This window comes from Alkanindiges hydrocarboniclasticus, assembly GCF_001982605.1.
GTDB classification, from domain to species: domain Bacteria; phylum Pseudomonadota; class Gammaproteobacteria; order Pseudomonadales; family Moraxellaceae; genus Alkanindiges; species Alkanindiges hydrocarboniclasticus.
Genome location: NZ_MLCN01000006.1, coordinates 50,028 through 70,623 on the forward strand (window position 1 = coordinate 50,028; position 20,596 = coordinate 70,623).

The following is a 20,596-nucleotide window of genomic DNA, read 5'->3' on the forward strand; positions in this document are numbered from 1 at the left end:
GCTATAATACCCAACAAGTTAACAGCAAACCGATGTTGAGCAAATACTTGATGATTACTGCACAAGATGCACTTGAGCGCTTAAAACAGGGTAATTCAGAATTTGTCGCAGGAAAGCCTGCCAAGGATACACATTTAAGTCTGGTGGAGCGTGCGACACTGGCCAAAGAGCAAAACCCATTTGCCATTATTCTGGGTTGTTCCGATTCCCGGGTTCCTGCGGAAATTGTATTTAATCAGGGTCTGGGTGACCTGTTTGTGATACGTGTGGCCGGTAATATCGTGGCACCCTCACAAGTGGGCAGTGTGGAATTTGCCGCCGAACGCTATGATGCGCCGCTGGTGGTGGTACTGGGGCATTCACACTGTGGCGCCATTGCGGCCACTATTGACGCGTTACGCCATCCCGATCAAAAACCATCCAGCAATTTAATGTCGATTGTCAACCGGGTGCGGCCTTCAGTCGAAATTCTGATGCATACCGATTTGCGCCATGATCTGGACAAATTGTGCAAATATGCCGTGCGTGCCAATGTGCAGGCCTCGGTGAACCAGCTACGTCATGGTTCAGCCGTGCTGGAGCAGCTTATTGAAAAAGGTGAGCTCAAGGTGGTAGGGGCAGAGTACTCACTGGAAACCGGTAAAGTAGAGTTTTTTGATATTTGATCTTCTAGTGTTTATACGGGTTAGATATAAGCCAGCTCTATAAAAAAGGCGGTTCTGTTGAGTACAGGCCGCCTTTTTTATGTTCAGTAATTTTTGATTAATATCTTATTTTAATGTCTTTTCAATTTGCGGCCAGGCATTGTCCAATAGGCGGGTTTGTGCGCTTGCAGCAGGGTGTACCAGATCACGCTGCATGAGCTTATTATTGCCTGCAATGCCCTGCAAAAAGAATGGCACCAGTTTCACTTGCTGAGTCTTGGCAACACTACTGAAAGTTTGTTCAAACGCTTTACTGTAGGCGCTGCCATAATTAGGTGGAATTTTCATGCCCAGTAAAAGTGGCTCGGCCTTGGCATTTTTCGTTAAATTCACCAGCCGGGTCAGGTTGCTTTGAATTCCCGCTGGCGGTTGGCCACGCAAGGCATCATTACCGCCCAGTTCTATTACCACAACCTGTGGCTTATAGGTTGTAAGCAATTTGGGCAAACGTGCCAGCGCACCACTGGTGGTTTCACCGCTCACACTGGCATTGATGACCTGATGCTGTTTGGGATATTTTTGGTTAAGGCGCTGCTGCAACCTAGCTACCCAGCCTTGCTCTACATTAATGCCATAGCCAGCACTAATGCTGTCTCCTAAAATCAGGATTGTTTTAGCACTGGCGACCTGACTAAGTAGTAATGATAATGTCATTACAAGCGTGGTGCCCAGAATGTTAACAGGCTGAAAAACAGGAATTTTAACAGAGAATTTCATATGCAAAACCAGATTCATCCAAGCTCGGTATCAGGACAACAGCCATTAAAACAGAATCATCCCAAACAGACTGTTGCAGAAGGTTTAACTGGCACTCAGGCCATACTTTCCAAGCCAATTATTATGGCAGAGCAACTTGAGCAAAAAGTGAAGACGGCCAGCAGCGAAATGACTATCTTGCATCAGCTGGATCTGCAAATTATGGCAGGTGAGCAGGTGGCTATAACCGGGCGATCCGGTTCAGGTAAATCTACCTTGCTGGGTTTGCTGGCTGGTCTGGATCAGGCTACCGCAGGCCGTATTTTTTTGTGCGGGCAGGCCTTGCATCAGCTAAATGAAGATGAACGTGCGCGGGTGCGCCTGCATTATGTGGGCTTTGTTTTTCAGTCTTTTCAGTTATTAAATCATTTATCGGCATTGGATAACGTCATGCTGCCCTTAACCTTAAGCAAAACGGTATCACCACGTCAGGCCCGCCTGCGTAGTCAGGAGTTGCTGGAGCGGGTTGGTTTGCAGGATCGTATGCTGCAAACACCACGGGTATTATCCGGCGGCGAGCAGCAACGGGTAGCCATTGCGCGTGCATTAGTGACTGAGCCTCAGGTTATTTTTGCCGATGAGCCAACCGGAAATCTGGATGGACATACTGCCCGTGCCATTGAGGATTTGCTGTTTAATTTAAACCGGGAACGTGGCACGACGCTGGTGCTGGTAACCCATGATCTGGAACTGGCCAGCCGCTGTAACCGGCAACTGCATTTGCAGGATGGCCATTTTCAGGCTGCTGGCACAGGGCATCTTAGTCGCTCAGTCGCTGAAGATCGCGCAGCAACTGGAGATTAGCCATGGGACTGTTTATTTTAATGCTGCGCCAGAGTATGGTGGGGCGTGGTGTCTGGATGCTGTTTGCAGCACTGGTGCTGGCGGTGACTGCAACGACAGCTTTGCGTTTTACCAGTGATACCCTCAGCATTGCCATAAACCAGCAGGCAGGTCAGCTTCTGGCAGGGGATCTGGTGCTTAGCAGCAACCAGCCACTGGATGCGGTGTGGCAACAGCGTGCGCAGGACAGTCAGTTGCGTACCAATGCCAGTACGGTTTTTAGCAGCATGGCGCAAACTGGTGAGCAGTTTGTACTGGTTAATGTCAAGGCAGTAAACCCCGGATTTCCCTTGCGCGGCACACTGGGCATTGAGCCTGTGCAATCATCGTCAACGGGTATTCCAGCACCACAAACCATCTGGTTAACGCCGCGCCTGTTTGACTTGCTGAAAGTCCGGCTGGGTGACCAGATTCGAATTGGCGATGCCAGCTTTAAGGTGATGGCTTCCATTGTGCGGGACCCCAATCAGGAAACCGGTATGAGCGGGTTTTCTCCCACAGTAATTATCAACCAGCAGGATGTGGCACGGACAAAAGCCATTCAGGTGGGTAGTCGCATTGATTACCGGCTGATTATGGCAGGGCAGCCGCAACAGGTGCAGGCTTTTGAGCAGCGCTATAAGGATAACCTGCCTCAGGGCGTACAGTTGCGTACAGCCAGTCAGGGCAATACCCGCCTGATGCGCCCAGTTCGCACACTGGATGACTATGCACAAATTGCCAGTATCCTGACCATGCTGCTGTGTGGGGTTGCCATTGCACTGGCTTGCCAGCGTTATGTGACGGAACAAATAGACCAGTTTGCCATGCTGCGCTGTCTGGGAGCGGGCCACCGGCAAATGATTCTGGTGTATCTGGGATTATTGGGCTTGCTCCTGCTGGCTGCTGCCATTAGCGGCACTATTGTGGGTGCCGGGGTCGCGTATGGTTTGCTGCACATTTTACATCAGGCACTACCGGCACTGGAATTACAGTTTCAGCCAGTCATTTTGCTGGGCATGCCACTATTGACCGGTATTTTTGCTGCCGCCGTATTGCTGGCGGGCTTTGCCGTACCGGACTTATTGCGGCTGATCTATGTGTCGCCGTTACGGGTCATTCGCCGGGTGGAACAGCATTTTAGCTGGTCTAAAATCCTGATTGGCGGCAGCGCCTTTCTTGCACTATTTGTTTTTTTACTGGTACAAACCGGCAAGCTGGGTTTGAGTATTACCTTGCTGGGTGGCGTGCTGGTGTTGCTGGCAGTGCTATATGTCATCACACTACTGATGCTAAAGCTCATCCAGAAAACTAGTTTTGGCCAAAGCTATATTCGTCAGCCTAGGCAAATCAGTCTGCAAATTCTGGCTTTATCACTTGGGCTGGGTTTACTTACCATCTTGCTGTTTCTGCGCAATGACCTGATGCAGCGCTGGCAAACCAGTCTGCCACAAGGCACGCCCAACCAGTTTGTATATGGCCTGCCGCCTGACCAGAAAGCTGAGTTTGTGCAGCGTTTGCAATTACAGCAATGGCAAGGTACACCGCTGTATCCCAATATTAAAGGCCGCTTGATTGCAAAAAATGGCCAGCCTTTTAGCGCAGCACAAACCAAACAGCACAATAGTCTGCGCCGTGAACTTAACTTGACCCAGTCCAGCCAGTTTCCAGCCGACAATCAGGTGTTGGCCGGCAAGCCTTTTAACGCTGTCAATCAGGTATCAGTCGAGCAGGAAACGGCAACCAGCCTGGGCATTAATCTGGGCGATCAACTCACCATGAGCCTGCCGGAAGGTAATTTGGTCGCAGAGGTGGTCAGTATCCGCAGTGTCAACTGGGATAGCTTTAGCCCAAACTTCTTCTTTATTTATTCACCGGGTAGCATGGACGAGTTTGCAGGCAGTTATCTGGGCAGCTTTTATGTACCGCCAACCCAGCATCAGCAACTGGCACAGCTTATTGCAGACTTCCCAACCACAGTTTTTATTGATATTGATGCAGTGTTAAATGAAGTACGCCGCTTGCTGGAAGTACTGGGGCAGGCATTGGCATTACTGGCTGCTCTGGTATCCATAGCCGGCGTGCTGGTGTTGCTGGCCAGTTTGCAGTTACTGGTCGACCAGCGCCAGCGTGAAGTCATTTTATTACGGGTAATTGGCTTGTCACGCCAGCAATTGCGCATGCGTTTAAGCGTGGAAATGGCCTTGATTGGGGTGCTGGCTGGCTTTATGGCTGTCATTCTGGCAGAAAGTGTGGCTGCCCTGATGAGCTGGCGTTTAAATATTCCATTTGGCCTGCATTACAGCTGGTGGATTATTCTGCCGGTTATTATGCTGTGTCTGGCATTATTAATTGGTCAGTCCCGTTTACGGCCACTCTGGAATACATCACCCCTAATGATCTTAAGGCGAGAGTGATTGTAAGAGGAAAGGACTTTAAGATAAGAGTGATTTTGAATCAGCAATGATATTGAGGCAGGCCTAGCATCCTGCCTTGGCTATGCTGTAAACAGATATTTCATCAATTTTCGTTACCAATCAGTATAAGGATGCCACTTTGAACGACCAGACTGTCCAGCAATCATTCAATAACAATACCCTGAAAGTTATTGCCGATGAAAATCTGGCCCTGACTGATTACTTTTTTGCGGATCTGGCCGAAATTGACTACCGGGCAGGCCGTGGTATTCAGGCTGAGGATCTAACTGCAGCCAATGCCTTACTGGTACGTTCGGTCACCAAGGTAACGCCAGCGTTACTGGAAGGCTCAGCCGTTGAATTTGTGGGCAGTGCAACTATAGGTACTGATCATATTGACCTGGCTGGCCTTGCTACAAATCATGTTGAAGTGACTCATGCACCGGGTTGTAATGCGCAGGCCGTGGCTGAATATGTCGTGACAGCCATTTTAACCCTGCAACCTGAAAGGGTTCAGGCTGGCACAGATTTTTGCCTTGGCATTGTTGGCCTTGGCAATGTAGGCAGCAGGCTGGCACAACTTGCACAGCGACTGGGCTGGCGCGTTATTGGCACTGACCCAAACGTGCAACTGCCAGAAATTGAAAACCTGAGCTTTGCGCAACTACTGGCAGAGTCGGATGCTATCAGCATTCATGTACCGCTCACGCATACCGGTCAGCATGCCACCTATCATTTGTTTAATACCCAAACCTTTGAACAGATGAAGCCTGCCTGTTTGCTGATTAATTCAGCCCGTGGCGAAGTGGTGAGTGAACAGGCATTATTAAATGACATTGCAAAAACGCAGCGCCCAGTGGTACTGGATGTGTTTGAGCATGAACCAATCATTAGTCGCAATTTGTTGGATCATCTGGCGCTGGCTACACCGCATATTGCCGGTTATAGTCTGGAAGGCAAGGCACGCGGCACACAAATGGTGTATCAGGCATTTTGCCAGCATTTTAAGCGGGAAGCCTCCAAACAGTTTGAAAGCCAGCTTGCTGACATGCCTGTATTGTTTAACCTCAAGCAGCCCTTATCCACGCAATTACTCCCCTTGCTACCACAGCTTTATAATATCCGTGCTGATGATCAGGCATTACGGGCAGGACTCAATAAAGATGGCATGGTAGATGCTGCACATTTTGATTACTTACGTAAAACTTATCCTTTGCGCCGTGAGTGGGCTGCCTATGGCGATCAATCATTTTAATTGGGCTTGATCGTTTTGATGCTCATTGTGTTATTAACTAAAAAATATCGCCGGAAACCTGTTCCATGAATGCAACTTCTTCCCAGCTTTCGGGCAGATTACAAGCCATACGCGCGCGGGCCATCCTGTATCAGCATATTCGTGAGTTTTTTAGCCAGCGGCAGGTGCTGGAGGTGGAAACTCCAGTTTTGCAGTCAGTTCAAAACAGTAACAATCCGGCCATAATTGTCCAGCGGCAGATTATCGGAGAGGCTCAACGCAGTGATTTGCCAACCTGCTTACACACTTCGCCAGCCTTTGCCATGCAGCAATTACTAACATGTGGCTGTGGGGCAATTTACCAGATTTGCAAGGTATTCCCTCATTCTATAAAAGCGCACGAGCAGCAACGTAAACACAGCAGTGAATTTTCCATGCTGGCGTGGTACACACCGGATACCACCTTTGCGCAACTCATGCAGGATATTGATGAGTTGCTGGCCCACGTATTTGGTTATCGGGTTGATTTTGAAGTCATCAGCTATCAGCATGCTTTTATGCGTCGGCTGGATATCAATCCGCATCGGGCAGAAATCAAACAGCTTAAGGAGCTGGCGCGCCGTGTTGGCTTAAATGTTAATTACGGGGAAGACCGTATGGCATGGCTAGAGGCGCTCTTTTGCCATTTTGTCGAACCCACCTTGGGCTATAACCAGCCTGTGTTTTTAACGGATTTTCCACTGGAAATGGCTGCCACGGCGCAAAGCAAAGTTAATGATGATGGCATTACAGTCGCCACAAAATTTGATTTATATATTGATGGCTTAAAACTGGCTAGCGGCCAGCAAATGCACATTGAACAGTCATTAAATCACATGCCAGAAAACCCAAAATTAGAAAACCAAATATTGGAGAATGAAATTCTGGAAAATCAGCACACTGTTTTACCCCATGGCCGAATTTTACTGGGGCTGGATCGTCTGCTGATGTTACTGATGGATAAGCGCCGGATTGATCAGGTAATGAGTTTTCCTGTATACCCGGATTAGACCTGCTCAGAAAATGCTTTAGGTCATCTGTTTGTTAATGCAAACACAACAGGCTGAAACAAAGGCCGGGACATACGGCGTAGGCAAGCTGCTAGACTCTTAAGCTCTTGCCAGCTAAGGAATGAACACATGAAACTGTATTATTCACCCGGTGCCTGTCCTTTAACTATTCATGTACTGCTGAATGACCTCGGGATTGATTACCAACTGGTGAGGGTGGATTTAAAAAGCCACAAAACAGAAGATGGCCGTGATTATTATGAAATTAATCCAAAAGGTTACGTTCCAACCCTAGAACTCGAGAGCGGTGAGCGCATTACCGAGCTGCCTGCTGTGGCGCAGTATTTATCGGAAAGCCAGCAAAATTATCATTTATTCCCACAACAGGGCCTGCCCAAAATTCGTGTAATAGAGTGGCTGGCTTTTATTGGTTCAGAAGTTCATAAAAGCTTTGCACCCCTGTTTAATCCTGCATCCAGTGAGGAGGCCAAAAAAGCGGCACAGGATAAAATCAACAACCGTTTTGGATATATTGATCAGGTGCTGCAACAGCAGGCTTATGTGACAGGTGATGTCCTCAGTATTGCTGACATTTACTTGTTTGTGATTTTAACCTGGGCCAATAACATGAAACTGGATTTAAGCCAGTTTCCTAATTTGCAGATTCATCAGCAAAAGGTAGGTGAATATCCTGCTGTACAAAAAAGCCTGAAAGAAGAAGGCCTCATGTAACGTGTTTGCATCATGCAGGATAAAAGCAGTAGATAAAAAAAGGGGCAACGTGAGGCCCCTTTTTTTAACAACCTAGGCAGTAGTACATGGATTATTTAAAGAAATACCCAGTTTCTGGTGAGCTTGCAGCAGCGTAAGGCTTTCTCGCCATACGTCCTGCCAGATAAGCCTCACGGCCTGCTTCCACAGCTTTTTTCATGGCAGAAGCCATCAGCACAGGCTGCTGGGCAGCGGCAATCGCAGTATTCATCAGCACCCCGGCACAACCCAGTTCCATGGCAATGGCGGCATCGCTGGCAGTACCAACACCGGCATCCACAATAATCGGTACCTGATTTTTACTTTGGGCGGCATTTTCCAGAATCAGGCGAATATTATGCGGATTAGTTAAGCCCAGACCGGAACCAATCAGGCTACCTAAAGGCATCACGGCAACACAGCCCATGTCTGCAAGTTCCTGGGCAATGATTGGGTCATCTGAGGTATACACCATCACCTCAAAACCGTCATCAATCAGGGTGCGTGCCGCCTTTAGCGTATGTACCACATTGGGATACAGGGTTTTCTGGTCACCCAGCACTTCCAGTTTGACCAGATTGTGCCCATCCAGTAATTCACGCGCCAGCATGCAGGTACGAATGGCACTATCTGCATCAAAACAGCCTGCCGTATTGGGCAAAATGGTATATTTTTCTGGTGAAATCACTGACAACAGATTTGGCTGATCCGGGTTTTGCCCAATATTCACCCGGCGAATGGCAACTGTGACAATTTCTGCACCACTGGTTTCAATTGCAGCACCGGTTTCAGCCAGATCCCTGTATTTGCCAGTACCCACCAGCAAGCGGGAATTAAACTGACGCGAACCAATAGTCAGGCTTTCGCTTATGGCAGGCCGTTCTGGCATGGTTTGATCAGAAGAAAGACCATTGTTGCTAAGCTGTGACATCATTAACCTCCACCAACAGCCTGAATAATTTCAATTTTTGCGCCATCATGTAGCACAGTTTCAGCATGTTTGCTCTTGGGCACCAGCATTTCATCCAGCTCGACAGCAAGGCGTTTATCTTGCAGGCCAAGCTCGGCAATCAGGGCTGCCAGTATTACTGATTTCACCTGTCTGGCTTCACCATTAATGTGTACGTGAATAGCGTCGTTCATGTTGTTACTCATGCTTGTACCCGAACCATAATCCATGCAAGACCCAGCCAGCCTGCGATCATGGCTAACCCGCCAATAGGGGTAATCGCGCCAAACCAGCGCGGTGCACCCAGCGCCATCAAATATAGTGAACCACAGAAAATAATAATACCCAGTTGTAGCAATACAGCCGGTAATTTAAAGGACAGTTCAGGCAGGATTTTTGTCAAAATACCCAGCGCCAGCAAGCCAAGGGCATGATAAAAAAAATACTCGGTTGCAGTATGCCACCAGCCCAGTTGTTCAACGGATGCACGGCTTTTTAAACCATGCGCACCAAATGCGCCAAGCACCACGGCAATTGCCAAATTAATGGCAGCAATAGCAATCCACATCAAGATTATTCCTCATTGTGCAGGCCGCTAGTTTACCCAAAACTAGCTTAAATAACCATGAAAGCCAGCGGTAGAGCCGCTTTATTCAAATAAAACACCCAGCTAAGCCAAAATAAAAGAGCCATAAAACATGAATTTTATGACTCTCATCTTTCAGTATTTCTAGGACTAAAAATTAGTTCAAAGGGATGATCAAAAGCAGCTTTAGCCAGCCATCATGGCAGTCTTGATTTTTTCCATGGCATTTTTTTCAAGTTGGCGAATGCGCTCGGCAGATACATTGTACTCGGCAGCAAGTTCATGCAGGGTAGACTTGTCATCATCCAGCCAGCGCCGTTGCAGGATGGTACGCGAACGGTCATCCAGCATGCCCATGGCACTATGTAGTGCATTGTTATTGTGCGCTTCCCAATCCGCATCTTCAACTTCACGAGCCGGATCATAGCGACTGTCTTCCAGATAAATAACCGGCGCTACACGGCCTTCATCGTCATCATCGGCCTGTGCCTCAAACGATGCATCATAAGCAGTCAGGCGGCCTTCCATTTCCAGAACCTGCTCAGCAGTAACATTCAAGTCCTGTGCAATAGCAGCAGCTTCGTCCAGCGTTAACTTGCGGCTGGCTTTTTTCAGGCTACGCAAATTAAAGAACAACTTACGCTGTGCCTTGGTAGTCGCTACTTTAACAATTCGCCAGTTACGGATAACAAACTCATGAATTTCTGCTTTAATCCAGTGTACGGCAAACGACACCAGACGCACGCCCATGGTCGGGTCAAAGCGCTTAACGGCTTTCATCAGGCCCAGATTACCTTCCTGAATCAGGTCAGCCTGCGGCAAACCATAACCGGCATAACTTCTTGCAATATGAACCACAAAGCGCAGGTGAGACATAACAAGCATTTTGGCCGCATCAACATCCTGATCGTAGAAATAACGATCAGCAAGTTCTTTTTCCTGCTCAGCCGTTAAAATTGGAATCTGGTTAACGGTGCTGATATAGGCGCCCAAGTTTACGCCTGGAGCGGTTAAAGACAAGGGCATCAGCTGGTTAGTGCTGTCGCTCATGAAAACTCCTTGATTAGGGCTTTTAAAGGCTGGCCCTGTTGCTTTAATTTTGAATTATAAGGGTTATAGCACAATTACTTATGCAAGATTTAAGTTTAGTTGTGTAAAGTTACAACAATCGGTGTCATCTGGTAAATGTATCACAAACTATGAATTTTTCTTGCTGATTAAAAATTCAAGACGCTGATTTTCTTGATGAATAATTTTAAAATCATGACCAGCAATTTCACAATACCGTTTAATGTCAGTCAGGCTATTTGCATCGCTAGCTATTAGATGTATGGCCTCACCCTCAGCCATACCATGCAGGGCCTGTTTAAGTTTAAGAAGGGGAAGTGGGCAGGCCAGACCTGTGGCATCAATCTTTTTTTGGGGGGCATCAGTAGAAGTCATGGCATAGCCTGCATTAAATAGCTGGTTTATTATAAAATGCTTTGCACGTTTACTGACGATAAAATAACGATAAAAAACTGTTACATGATAAAAAAGGCTAAAAATCAAACATTTTTAAGTAAATGTGACAGAAACCCCATCTTATTTACAAACATTATCTTTTCTAGCTTTGCACCTTGGAAAGTTCATGTTAAGCTCAAATGATACTGGTGTTAAGTATTACATTTAATACGGTATTGGATTTGATCTGGAATTGTTGAATGATATACAGAATGACTACGACAACAAGAAATAAGTTTTTTGATGGTCTGTGTTTCTCTGCTGTTGCAACACCGGACAGTCCTTCTTTTGTTTTATATGAGGATTGACATATGTCAGCGCGCGAGCAAGGTGTTGTAAAGTGGTTTAATGATACTAAAGGTTTTGGTTTTATTCAGCGCAATGGCGGTGACGACGTATTCGTTCACTTCCGTGCGATTCAAGGCGACGGTCACCGCACTCTGCGTGATGGTCAGCGCGTTGAATTCACTGTTGTAAAAGGCCAAAAAGGTTTTCAAGCTGAAGAAGTTCAGCCTTTAGACTAATTTTGCTGAAAAAGCACTAATGCACAGACTAGTATACGACAGCATCCTAATGTTGTGTTACTGGTCTGGCGTTAACTAGCGGATTTATTGCTTACATGTTTTCATGTCCATTAAATGCCGCTAGAATGTACGTCCCATGCATTAGTGCTGGGACGTATTTTTTTGGGTGAAAACAAGGTCATGACATGATTGACCCACTATTTTATTTTATGAAAGAAAGGTTCGTATGAGTTCAAGCTTCGACGCGGTTAATTTGCATCCTTCCTTGCGTCGTGCCATTGATGATCTTGGCTATGATCACATGACTCCGATTCAGCAAAAGATTTTACGTTATACGCTGGCAGGACATGATGCCATTGGGCGCGCCCAGACAGGGACTGGAAAAACCGCAGCCTTTTTAATTAGCGTACTGAATGATTTGCTGAATCATCCGATTGAAGAGCAGCGTTACCGTGGTGAGCCGCGTGCATTGATTATGGCACCGACCCGTGAACTGGCCCTGCAAATTGAAAGTGATGCCAAGGCACTGTGCAAGCATACCAACCTTAGTATTGTGACATTGCTGGGCGGTGTGGATTATGATCTGCAACGTAAGGGACTGGACAGAAGTTTTGTGGATATTCTGGTTGCTACACCGGGCCGCCTAATGGATTTTATGGACCAGAAGGAAGTCTGGCTAGATCGTCTGGAATTTGTAGTGATTGATGAAGCTGACCGTCTGCTGGACATGGGTTTCATTCCGTCAGTCAAGCGCATCCTGCGTCAGGCACCTCCTAAGGAAAACCGTCAGACCTTATTGTTCTCGGCCACATTTAGCTATGATGTACTCAATCTGGCACAGCAGTGGTTATTTGAACCGATTACCGTTGAAATTGAACCAGAACAAAAAACCAGCGAACGGGTAGAGCAGCGGGTTTATATTGTCGGTAATCAGGAAAAAGAACGCCTGTTAAAAGAGCTTTTGGCACAGGAACCGATTGATAAGGTCATGATTTTTGCCAATCGCCGTGATCAGGTACGCAAGCTGTATGATCGTTTAAAAAAGCAGAACTATAGTGTAGGCATCTTGTCGGGCGAAATTGCCCAGGATAAACGCATCAAGACATTAGATCAGTTCAAGCAGGGCAAAATCCAGATTCTGATTGCAACCGATGTAGCAGGCCGTGGTATCCATGTGGATGGGGTAAGCCATGTGGTCAATTATACTCTGCCTGAGCACGCCGAAGACTATGTACACCGGATTGGCCGTACAGGCCGTGCCGGTGAAAATGGCATTAGTATCAGTTTTGCCAGTGAAGATGATTCGTTTTTACTGGCTGATCTGGAAAAAGCCATTGGTCAGAAGCTTCCTTTGCAACGCCTGGATGGTTATCGCTAAACATTGGATAGCATGCTTTAGCCTGAATGCTGGTTGAGGCTAAAGCAAAAAGTCAGCTGATAAGGCTGACTTTTTTTATAGGTGTACTTTTACGACTTAATATTAAAAACAGGATTATCTTTTGCAGTAAAAGGTTAACTTGGCTTCGTAATCATCATCTCGGCTAATGGAGTTACTGCCTGAGCCACTCAATACCCCAATTACACTGGCAGCTTGTTCGATAAGGCGTCCGGTTTGTTCACTGACTACCCCGTTGTATTTAATTTCTTCATTAACCACGATTGGGGTGCTACTGCGGCAGGTTTTATTGGCGGCACTGGCTGCGTTATTCATGGCAATAGTCTTGGACTTGCCAAGGCCAGTTACTTCAAACTGGTTATTTTCGCGCTGAATGGCGGTGGTTGCATTGGGAGTGCTGGCACAACCGGAAAGAATTAGTCCTGTCAGGGCTAGTGCTGCTAGTGGGGTAAGCTGCTTGATCATTACTTGGCTCCAAGATGTATTTCAAAAGAATGTATCTTTAATTTTAGAAGAATTATGAACATACAGCGCTTGGGGGTCGATGACAGTTCGTTTGCCAAACTGTGTGCTTTGGGTTAAATCCATCCTTTTTTAGGATGCTATTTTAGGGCTTGCGGATATTTCATTTTTATTGAAAATTGGCCATGATCATTCGCCCAAAGGATGGAAATTTGCTAATCTACAGGTGCTTACCGCTCTAGTGCATCACGAGATATCACTGCATGGCATTTCATTTTCCACGTTTACCGTTTATTGAATATAGTAAGGCCGCAGTTAAACATTCGGTAGGCCGCCGCTTTTCTCGCCACCGCTATTTATTACAAAACAAAAGTACCCGACAGCAATTACTGCGAGAAGGCCTGTTTTCTGTTCATTATTATCCACCTTTGAAGGAAGACCGGGTTCAGGTGGAAGGTGATACTGTTGCTGTTGCGCAAAAACGCTATGCCATTCCAGTGCTGCTAGTGCCTCCGCTGGGTGTATATGGCTGGGTATTTGACCTGATGACTGAGCGATCGCTGGTACGCTACTTTCTGGCACATGGTTTTGCGGTCTATATGATTGACTGGGGTCGGCCCAGCAACAGTGAAAATTATTTATCGCTGGAAACCTATACCTTAAACTGGTTTCCCAAGGCAGTGGCAGCTATTCGCCAGCATAGTGGGCAGGCGCAGGTCAGTATTGTGGGCTATTGCATGGGTGGTTTGTTGTCACTCATCTATACCGCTGCTGAAGGAAAAAATCAGGTTAAAAATCTGGTCACTATTGCTTCACCGGTAAACATGCACCAGATGAGCAGTGCAATTGGCAAGGCTTACCAGCTCTTTTCAGTCCCAGCCAGCCTGCTGCGCCGCGTAACTGGTTTTGACCTCAATGACTTTGATTCCAGTCTGTTTCATGTCAATGGCAAATTGCTTTCCATTGGTTTTCAACTGACTCAGCCCACTGCCATGCTAAGCAGTTATATTGATCTGGTCCGCAATATTGGCAATCAGGATTATGTCAGCCGCTATACCACCATGAATGAATGGTTTACCAACATGCCGGATTATCCCGGTGCAACCATGCGCGAGATGATTGAAAAATTCGGCTTGGCCAACCGTATGAATCATGGGCATTTTCATATTGGTGGACGGCAGATCAGCTTTAAAAATATTAAATGCGCTTTACTGGCCATTGCAGGGGATAACGATGCCATTACCAGTATTGGTGCTGCCAGCGCTGTGATCACAGTCGTAGGTTCGCTGGATAAAAGCTTTGAAGTTGTGCCCGGTGGTCATGCTGGCCTGTTTACCGGAACTCAGGCCGTAAAAACCACTTGGGTCATTGTGACAGACTGGCTAAAGCGCCGTTCAGGTGAACCAGTATTTGCGCGGAATGCTGAAGCTAATGATGTAAAAGATACCGGTGAACAGCCCGTGAACACGATGCAAAATAAGCATGAGGAATAAACAATATGACGCAGTCCATTGCGCCAGACCAGTTACTGGCTTTTATTGAAAGCCGGCAGTCCGTTGGTCAGCTGGTTGAACCAGCGCCAACACAGGCACAGCTTGAGCAGGCATTGCAGGCTGCTTTAAGTGCGCCAGACCATCACCGTTTGCGTCCGTGGCAGTTTTTGCAGGTACGTGATAAAGGCCGGCATGCACTGGGTCGGATTTTTTTGCAATGTGTGAAGGAAGCTGGCGTAACTGAATCGGCCCAGCTTGAACGCGCACTGGCACAACCCCTGCGTGCCCCATTGATTCTGGTGGCAATTGTCGATACACAGCAACACCCTAAAGTGCCCAAGGTGGAGCAGGTACTCAGTATGGGTGCCGCCATTGAAAACTTTTTGCTTATGCTGAATGCACAAGGCTACGCGGCGATGTGGCGTACCGGCACCATGGCTGAGTCAGGCGTATTTAAGCAAAAGATGGGATTAAAAGCCGAGGATGAAGTTGCCGGATTTATTTATATCGGGACGGCGGCTCGTCAGTTGGCCCCACGGGAGCGCTTGTCAGTAAATGAGTTTTTAACTGACTGGCCGGCCAACTTATTGTAGAACGCTGGCGAGCATGTTGCAGCAGTCACATTGCAGATGCAGGTGCTGGCAACAAATATCAGTGGCGATTTGCTGGATTGAACCTTACTATCATTGAATTTGAATTAACATTGACTTAACTAGGCTCTGGACTAGTAGAACTTATTATGATGAATGACTTTAATTTTTCGGCCTTAATTACGCCACGTGAAAAACCAGCAACCCCATTACGGGTAGCGGTACTGGGTGGTGGCAGCTTTGGTACGGCCATGGCTAACCTTGCAGCACGCAATGGTTGCGAAACCTGCATGTGGATTCGTGATGAAAACGCTGCAAAAGACATGCAGCAAACCAAGCGTAACATGCGTTATTTGCCGGATTTTCAACTGGAAGACAGCCTGCAATTTAGCAGCCGGCTGGAAGATGTAGTGCCTAACCGCGATATTATTCTGGTAGCGATTCCCAGCCACTCCTATCGGGATGTGCTTAAGCAGATTGCTCCAATGATTAGCGGGCAGGCCATTGTGTCACTTACCAAAGGCATTGAGGCAGAAACCTTTTGCCTGATGAGCGACATTATTCAGCAGGAATTGCCGGAAGTGCCTTTTGGTGTATTATCCGGGCCAAATCTGGCCAAGGAAATTGTCGCCAATATGCCTGCAGGCACAGTGATTGCCAGCAGTAGCGAAGCCTTGCGTAATGCCGTGCAAACAGCGCTGCACAGTGCCCTGTTTCGGGTTTTTGCCAGTTCAGATGTACATGGGGTTGAACTGGGCGGTGCGCTGAAAAATATTTATGCAATTGCCATGGGCATGGGTGCAGCTTATAACGTGGGTGAAAACACCCGCAGTATGTTGCTCACCCGTGCGCTGGCGGAAATGAGCCGTTTTGCCGTGACTCTGGGTGCAAATCCTTTAACCTTTTTGGGTTTGTCGGGCGTAGGGGACTTATTTGCCACCTGTAGTAGCCCGCTCAGCCGTAATTACCAGATTGGCTATGCACTGGGCCAGGGTAAAAATCTTGAGGAAGCGGTGGCCGCGCTTGGACAGACCGCAGAAGGTATTAACACCATTCGTCAGGTCAGTGCCCAGTCCAAATTGCTGGATGTGTACATGCCAATTACCAATGCCTTGTATGAAGTAATTTTTGAAGGAAAACCACCTTTAGGCATTGCCCTGTCACTGATGCAAAATGGGCACCGCAGTGATGTGGAGTTTGTCCTGCCGCATGAGCAGGTTTAAGGCCGTAGATAATACCTATACTTATTAAAGTGATTTACTGGAAATAATAGGCAATGCAACTGATTTTAATGCGGCATGGCGAAGCTGAAAGCCCGATTGATAGCAGCATGCACAGTGATGCCCGTCGCCGCCTGACCTTACGCGGCCAACAGCAGGCAGCATCAACTGCCCAACAGCTTATCCAGCGCTACCAACCGGATTTATTTGTGGTAAGTCCATTATTGCGTGCCCAGCAGACCCGGCAGGCTTTTGCCAACTTGTGTCCGCAGGTTCCAGTTGTTACCTATGACCATATTAAGCCGGAAGATAAGGCTGTACCAGCACTGGCATGGTTATCGCAACTGGAAGCCCAGTGTATTGTGGTGGTGTGTCACATGAATATTGTGGCCTACATGGGCGGTTTGCTGGTGGGTGAGCCACCCCGTAGTTTTGAGCTGGCAGAAGCACGCGTATATGAGCAAACGGTAATTGCCAATGGGCTGTCGGTTGAGCAGATACGCATTGTGCCGCAATTGGTCAGGTAAACGCTGTACTGATGACTTGAGCCATAAACTTTTATGCTGGCATAGATTTATAGATCATGTTTTTATATGATGGCGGCAAGAAGTTGTCACGATGAACTGACACAACAACTGCGATATTAAAATCAGGGAAAAATAACCCATGCTGTATTTATGGATGCCAGAAGGTGATGCTGCCTGGCGCTGGCGTGTCAATGCCACTGATGTCTGGCAAACTGCAGCCAACTGGGATGAATTGCTTCAGGCAACAGCTACTGAAAATCAGAAGGAAGCTATTGTCTTTTTTCCAACCAGCAGCACGCAGATTTTACGCCAGCCCTTGACCCGCCAGCAATTGCGCCAGATTGGGCCAAGTGGTGTCCGGTACTTGCTGGAAGAATATGCGCTGTTGCCTGTAGATCAACTGGCTGTACATTATCAATTAGATAAAGGCCAGGTGGATAAAAGTCTGGTTGATGAGAGTGAACACGTTAATATCATGGCATTACCAGCCAGTCTGGTGAGCCAGTACCAGAATATTATGGCGCTGGGTGCATGGCGCATTCAGGCTTTGCTACCGGATTTTTTGCTGGTTCCAGCACCCACTATACTCAATGAAGCCCAACTGATTATTCACCAGCAGCAACGCATTTTGCGGGTGAGTGATTATGTGGCTTATTGCGCTGATGATCTGACCATTTTGCTGGATTACATGCCTGAGCTAACCCAGCTTAATATCTGGGGCCAGCCCGGCGAGCAGGATCAGCTGGCCATTGAAGGCATTGCAGGTCTGGCCGTTAGCCTCTATGCCTGGGAAAGTACACCAGCGCCATTCACAGATGCCCAGTATATTCGCCATCCGTTTAATGTTCTGCCAAAGGCCAAAGCCCAGTTATCAGGGTACTGGCCAGCCATTGCTGCCGTGCTGGTCGCAACCTTGCTGGTGCAAATGGTTTATGACGGGGTGCGGACATGGCGTTATCACAAGATTGCCGAACAAACCCATGCCATGGCAGTGCAGCAGTTCCAGAGCTGGTTTCCAGAAGAACGCCGGATTGTTAACCTGAGAAGGCAGTTTGAAGGCCACTTGCAGGGTAATAGCAATATGGATCTGACCGCATTATCGCTGATCAGCCGGGTAGGGCCATTGTTGCAGCAGGCCAACTTGCCAGCCACTCAGGTGCAATACCGGGACAACGTGCTGGAACTGACTATTATTGCCAGTGGCTTGCCTGCACTGGAATCCTTGCGTTCCCAGCTTAGTGATCAGGGCTTGAATGCCGAGCTGGGTTCGGTTAATCCTGCCAGTGGACAGGTATCAGGTTTAATTCGGGTGCAATTATGAGTTTGGCCACTAGTTTTAACCAGTATACAGCGCAGCTACAGCAACGTCTGGACCGGCTTTCACCACGTGACCGCTTTGCCCTGATTGTCATGACTATATTTTTGGTTGTGGTGACAGTGGGCTACAGCATCTGGGCACTCCACAAAGCGGCTGACAAGGCACAGGCGCAAGCCACAGAAGAACGCGAATTATTATTGTGGATGCGTTCGCAGGCGCCTAATATTCGGCAGTCACAAGGCGACCAGATGCCATTGAACATGATTATTCAGACTACAGCACAAAATCAGGGCTTAACTGTTTCACAAATGCCGGCTGGTGAGCAGGTTCAGGTCAGTGTGGTACATCAAAGCTTTGCAGTGCTGGGTACATGGTTATCACGTCTGGCCGAACAGGGTGTCAGTATCCAGCAACTGGATATTAGCCAGAATCCCTCAGGGGAATTGCAGCTTAAGGCGTCCTTGGGTCAGGGCTAAGGTATTCTTAAACTGATAACAGGATATTTGCCTGCGTGCGTAAGCTAATTGCAGGCTTGTGGTGGCAAATTCCTAAAATAGACTGGTTTTTGCCAAGTGTTTAAGAGCAACTGGTAGCAACTGGGCGGCGAGACAGCTATAATTACGCTTTATTGCATTGAGCCTGTTTTGTCCATGCTATATCAGTTTACACGTCCAGCCCTGTTTGCCTTAGATCCTGAACGTGCACATAACGCGACATTAACCTCGCTCAAGCTGGCCGGAAAAACCGGACTGCTGTCCCGACTGTATCCAAAAATTAACCAGCCTGTTACCTGCATGGGAATTACCTTTGATAATCCTGTAGGGCTTGCTGCTGGTCTGGATAAAAATGGCGACTATATTGATGGTCTGGCCGCACTGGGTTTTGGTTTTATTGAAATAGGCACCATTACCCCACGGCCGCAGTCTGGCAATGCGTATCCGCGTTTGTTCCGTTTACCACAGGCGCAGGCCATTATTAACCGTATGGGTTTTAATAATGATGGCGTGGACAAGCTGGTTGAAAATGTCAAGGCTGCAAAATATAAAGGCGTACTGGGCATTAATATTGGCAAAAATGCCGATACGCCAGTCGAAAAGGCAGTAGATGACTACCTGATTTGTCTGGACAAGGTTTATCCCTATGCTTCCTATGTCACCGTTAATATTTCTTCACCTAATACCAAGGGCTTGCGTAGCCTGCAAAGTGGGGATGCATTAACCGATCTGTTACAGCAATTAAAACAACGACAGCTTTATCTGGCTGCCCAGCACCGCCATTATGTACCACTGGTACTCAAGGTTGCACCTGATTTAAGCCCGGAAGACATTGCCTTTATCAGTGCGCAGTTAATCCGTTTTGAAATAGATGGCCTGATTACTACCAATACCACCTTATCTCGCGATGGTGTTGCTGAACTGCAACATGGAGATGAAGCAGGTGGTTTGTCAGGTGCCCCGGTTTTTGACCGCAGTACCGAATGTTTAACAGCATTTGCAGCGCATTTGCAGGGACGTATCCCCTTGATTGGGGTAGGCGGAATTTTAAATGGTGATCAGGCCAAGACCAAGATGGATGCTGGCGCATCTCTGGTGCAGTTGTATAGCGGCTTGATTTATCAAGGTCCAGACCTTATTAATGATTGTGTCAACGCAGTGCGCTAACACATTATGAATTATCTGGATATCGCCAGTGTGGTGATCATCATGTGGGCAACATGGACAGGGCTACAGCGTGGCCTGATTCGCTCCCTAACCAGCCTGATTGGATGGCTGCTGGCATTGGTGCTGGGCAGTCGTTTTGCACAGACACTGGCACCCAGTTTTTCAGTATTAACCCAAGACCCGGTAGTGCAGAAAATTGCTGCATTTGCCACCATTGCTGTGCTGGTACTGTTTGTGTCGGCCCTGATTGGTAATGTCCTGCGCCGTTTGCTTAAGGCCCTGCGTTTAGGTCTGACCGAACAGGTTGCAGGTGGACTTTTTGGAGCAGCCAAAGGTTCACTGATTTTAATGATTGCCATTCAGTTGATAGGCCCATGGGTCGCTGAATCACCCTACTGGCAAAAATCCAGAATGGTGTCGCTGTTATCACCGTATGCGCCAATGGCCGTTGAAATGTCGGAACATGTGGCAGGACATGTGTGGGATGAAGTAAAATCCCGCGAAACTGGTGATGAGCCAGAACTGTCACCTGAGCCGGTTGACCAGTATGAGCGTAGTGTAGGTAGTCGTGATGCTGCTGATACTGTGCCCAATCCGTTTTCCTGATGTATATCTTGTTTATTTAACTGGGTTAT

Annotated in this window: 23 protein-coding genes; 16 read left to right on the forward strand and 7 right to left on the reverse strand. The window is 47.6% G+C overall.

Annotated features, from left to right (window positions below):
* The first annotated feature begins 50 nt into the window (after positions 1 to 50).
* A complete protein-coding gene (locus tag BKE30_RS02125) occupies positions 51 to 665 on the forward strand; it encodes a carbonic anhydrase (RefSeq protein ID WP_076877025.1) in 615 nt (204 codons plus the stop codon).
* 105 nt (positions 666 to 770) lie between these two features.
* On the opposite strand, the gene BKE30_RS02130 is transcribed toward BKE30_RS02125, so the two are convergent.
* Positions 771 to 1,421 (reverse strand): arylesterase, encoded by a 651-nt coding sequence (locus tag BKE30_RS02130; protein WP_143253628.1) that lies wholly within the window; start codon positions 1,419 to 1,421, stop codon positions 771 to 773.
* A 123-nt stretch (positions 1,422 to 1,544) separates the two neighbouring features.
* Between BKE30_RS02130 and BKE30_RS02135 the strand changes: the two genes are divergently transcribed.
* The 5 genes from BKE30_RS02135 (at position 1,545) to gstA (ending at position 7,714) form a co-directional block, all read left to right on the forward strand.
* Positions 1,545 to 2,264 carry an ABC transporter ATP-binding protein gene (locus BKE30_RS02135; protein ID WP_227518299.1) on the forward strand — a complete coding sequence of 240 codons (720 nt, stop codon included), beginning with the start codon at positions 1,545 to 1,547 and terminating at the stop codon, positions 2,262 to 2,264.
* A gap of 2 nt (positions 2,265 to 2,266) precedes the next feature.
* Positions 2,267 to 4,699, forward strand: coding sequence for an ABC transporter permease (locus BKE30_RS02140; protein ID WP_076877027.1), 2,433 nt, complete (start codon positions 2,267 to 2,269; stop codon positions 4,697 to 4,699).
* 181 nt (positions 4,700 to 4,880) lie between these two features.
* Positions 4,881 to 5,954 carry a 4-phosphoerythronate dehydrogenase gene (locus BKE30_RS02145; RefSeq protein WP_076877087.1) on the forward strand — a complete coding sequence of 358 codons (1,074 nt, stop codon included), beginning with the start codon at positions 4,881 to 4,883 and terminating at the stop codon, positions 5,952 to 5,954.
* Positions 5,955 to 6,019: 65 nt separating this feature from the next.
* Complete coding sequence (locus BKE30_RS02150; protein WP_076877028.1) at positions 6,020 to 6,982, forward strand: amino acid--tRNA ligase-related protein; 963 nt, start codon at positions 6,020 to 6,022, stop codon at positions 6,980 to 6,982.
* A gap of 129 nt (positions 6,983 to 7,111) precedes the next feature.
* Complete coding sequence (gene gstA / locus BKE30_RS02155) at positions 7,112 to 7,714, forward strand: glutathione transferase GstA (protein ID WP_076877029.1); 603 nt, start codon at positions 7,112 to 7,114, stop codon at positions 7,712 to 7,714.
* Between the two features lie 91 nt (positions 7,715 to 7,805).
* Here gstA and BKE30_RS02160 read toward each other — a convergent pair whose 3' ends face one another.
* The 5 genes from BKE30_RS02160 to BKE30_RS02180 all read right to left on the reverse strand — a co-directional run bounded on the left by BKE30_RS02160 (position 7,806) and on the right by BKE30_RS02180 (position 10,710).
* Positions 7,806 to 8,621: a thiazole synthase gene (locus BKE30_RS02160; RefSeq protein ID WP_076877088.1), complete on the reverse strand. Its 816-nt coding sequence runs from the start codon at positions 8,619 to 8,621 to the stop codon at positions 7,806 to 7,808.
* A gap of 44 nt (positions 8,622 to 8,665) precedes the next feature.
* On the reverse strand, positions 8,666 to 8,875 hold the full coding sequence (gene thiS / locus BKE30_RS02165; protein WP_198938033.1) for a sulfur carrier protein ThiS: 210 nt from the start codon (positions 8,873 to 8,875) through the stop codon (positions 8,666 to 8,668).
* A gap of 8 nt (positions 8,876 to 8,883) precedes the next feature.
* A complete protein-coding gene (locus BKE30_RS02170) occupies positions 8,884 to 9,249 on the reverse strand; it encodes a DUF423 domain-containing protein (RefSeq protein ID WP_076877030.1) in 366 nt (121 codons plus the stop codon).
* Between the two features lie 204 nt (positions 9,250 to 9,453).
* Complete coding sequence (rpoH, locus tag BKE30_RS02175; RefSeq protein WP_076877031.1) at positions 9,454 to 10,317, reverse strand: RNA polymerase sigma factor RpoH; 864 nt, start codon at positions 10,315 to 10,317, stop codon at positions 9,454 to 9,456.
* A gap of 147 nt (positions 10,318 to 10,464) precedes the next feature.
* Positions 10,465 to 10,710, reverse strand: coding sequence for a sulfurtransferase TusA family protein (locus BKE30_RS02180; RefSeq protein ID WP_076877090.1), 246 nt, complete (start codon positions 10,708 to 10,710; stop codon positions 10,465 to 10,467).
* A 371-nt stretch (positions 10,711 to 11,081) separates the two neighbouring features.
* Here BKE30_RS02180 and BKE30_RS02185 point away from each other — a divergent pair, with 371 nt between their 5' ends.
* Positions 11,082 to 11,294 (forward strand): cold-shock protein, encoded by a 213-nt coding sequence (locus BKE30_RS02185; RefSeq protein ID WP_026470832.1) that lies wholly within the window; start codon positions 11,082 to 11,084, stop codon positions 11,292 to 11,294.
* A gap of 226 nt (positions 11,295 to 11,520) precedes the next feature.
* Positions 11,521 to 12,672, forward strand: coding sequence for an ATP-dependent RNA helicase RhlB (gene rhlB / locus BKE30_RS02190; RefSeq protein WP_076877032.1), 1,152 nt, complete (start codon positions 11,521 to 11,523; stop codon positions 12,670 to 12,672).
* 114 nt (positions 12,673 to 12,786) lie between these two features.
* Here rhlB and BKE30_RS02195 read toward each other — a convergent pair whose 3' ends face one another.
* On the reverse strand, positions 12,787 to 13,155 hold the full coding sequence (locus tag BKE30_RS02195) for a hypothetical protein (RefSeq protein WP_076877033.1): 369 nt from the start codon (positions 13,153 to 13,155) through the stop codon (positions 12,787 to 12,789).
* A gap of 260 nt (positions 13,156 to 13,415) precedes the next feature.
* On the opposite strand from BKE30_RS02195, the gene BKE30_RS02200 reads away from it, so the two are divergent.
* From BKE30_RS02200 to BKE30_RS02235, 8 genes are all read left to right on the forward strand, one after another.
* Positions 13,416 to 14,645, forward strand: coding sequence for an alpha/beta fold hydrolase (locus BKE30_RS02200; RefSeq protein ID WP_076877034.1), 1,230 nt, complete (start codon positions 13,416 to 13,418; stop codon positions 14,643 to 14,645).
* Between the two features lie 5 nt (positions 14,646 to 14,650).
* On the forward strand, positions 14,651 to 15,238 hold the full coding sequence (locus BKE30_RS02205; RefSeq protein WP_076877035.1) for a nitroreductase family protein: 588 nt from the start codon (positions 14,651 to 14,653) through the stop codon (positions 15,236 to 15,238).
* A gap of 149 nt (positions 15,239 to 15,387) precedes the next feature.
* Positions 15,388 to 16,458 carry an NAD(P)H-dependent glycerol-3-phosphate dehydrogenase gene (locus BKE30_RS02210; protein WP_076877036.1) on the forward strand — a complete coding sequence of 357 codons (1,071 nt, stop codon included), beginning with the start codon at positions 15,388 to 15,390 and terminating at the stop codon, positions 16,456 to 16,458.
* Positions 16,459 to 16,511: 53 nt separating this feature from the next.
* A complete protein-coding gene (locus BKE30_RS02215; RefSeq protein WP_076877037.1) occupies positions 16,512 to 16,982 on the forward strand; it encodes a SixA phosphatase family protein in 471 nt (156 codons plus the stop codon).
* Between the two features lie 139 nt (positions 16,983 to 17,121).
* A complete protein-coding gene (gene gspL / locus BKE30_RS02220) occupies positions 17,122 to 18,303 on the forward strand; it encodes a type II secretion system protein GspL (RefSeq protein WP_076877038.1) in 1,182 nt (393 codons plus the stop codon).
* A complete protein-coding gene (gene gspM, locus BKE30_RS02225; RefSeq protein WP_076877039.1) occupies positions 18,300 to 18,776 on the forward strand; it encodes a type II secretion system protein GspM in 477 nt (158 codons plus the stop codon). Before gspL ends, gspM begins: the two co-directional genes overlap by 4 nt.
* 174 nt (positions 18,777 to 18,950) lie before the next feature.
* Positions 18,951 to 19,961 carry a quinone-dependent dihydroorotate dehydrogenase gene (locus BKE30_RS02230; RefSeq protein ID WP_076877040.1) on the forward strand — a complete coding sequence of 337 codons (1,011 nt, stop codon included), beginning with the start codon at positions 18,951 to 18,953 and terminating at the stop codon, positions 19,959 to 19,961.
* Between the two features lie 6 nt (positions 19,962 to 19,967).
* Positions 19,968 to 20,567: a CvpA family protein gene (locus BKE30_RS02235; RefSeq protein ID WP_076877041.1), complete on the forward strand. Its 600-nt coding sequence runs from the start codon at positions 19,968 to 19,970 to the stop codon at positions 20,565 to 20,567.
* Positions 20,568 to 20,596 lie beyond the last annotated feature (29 nt).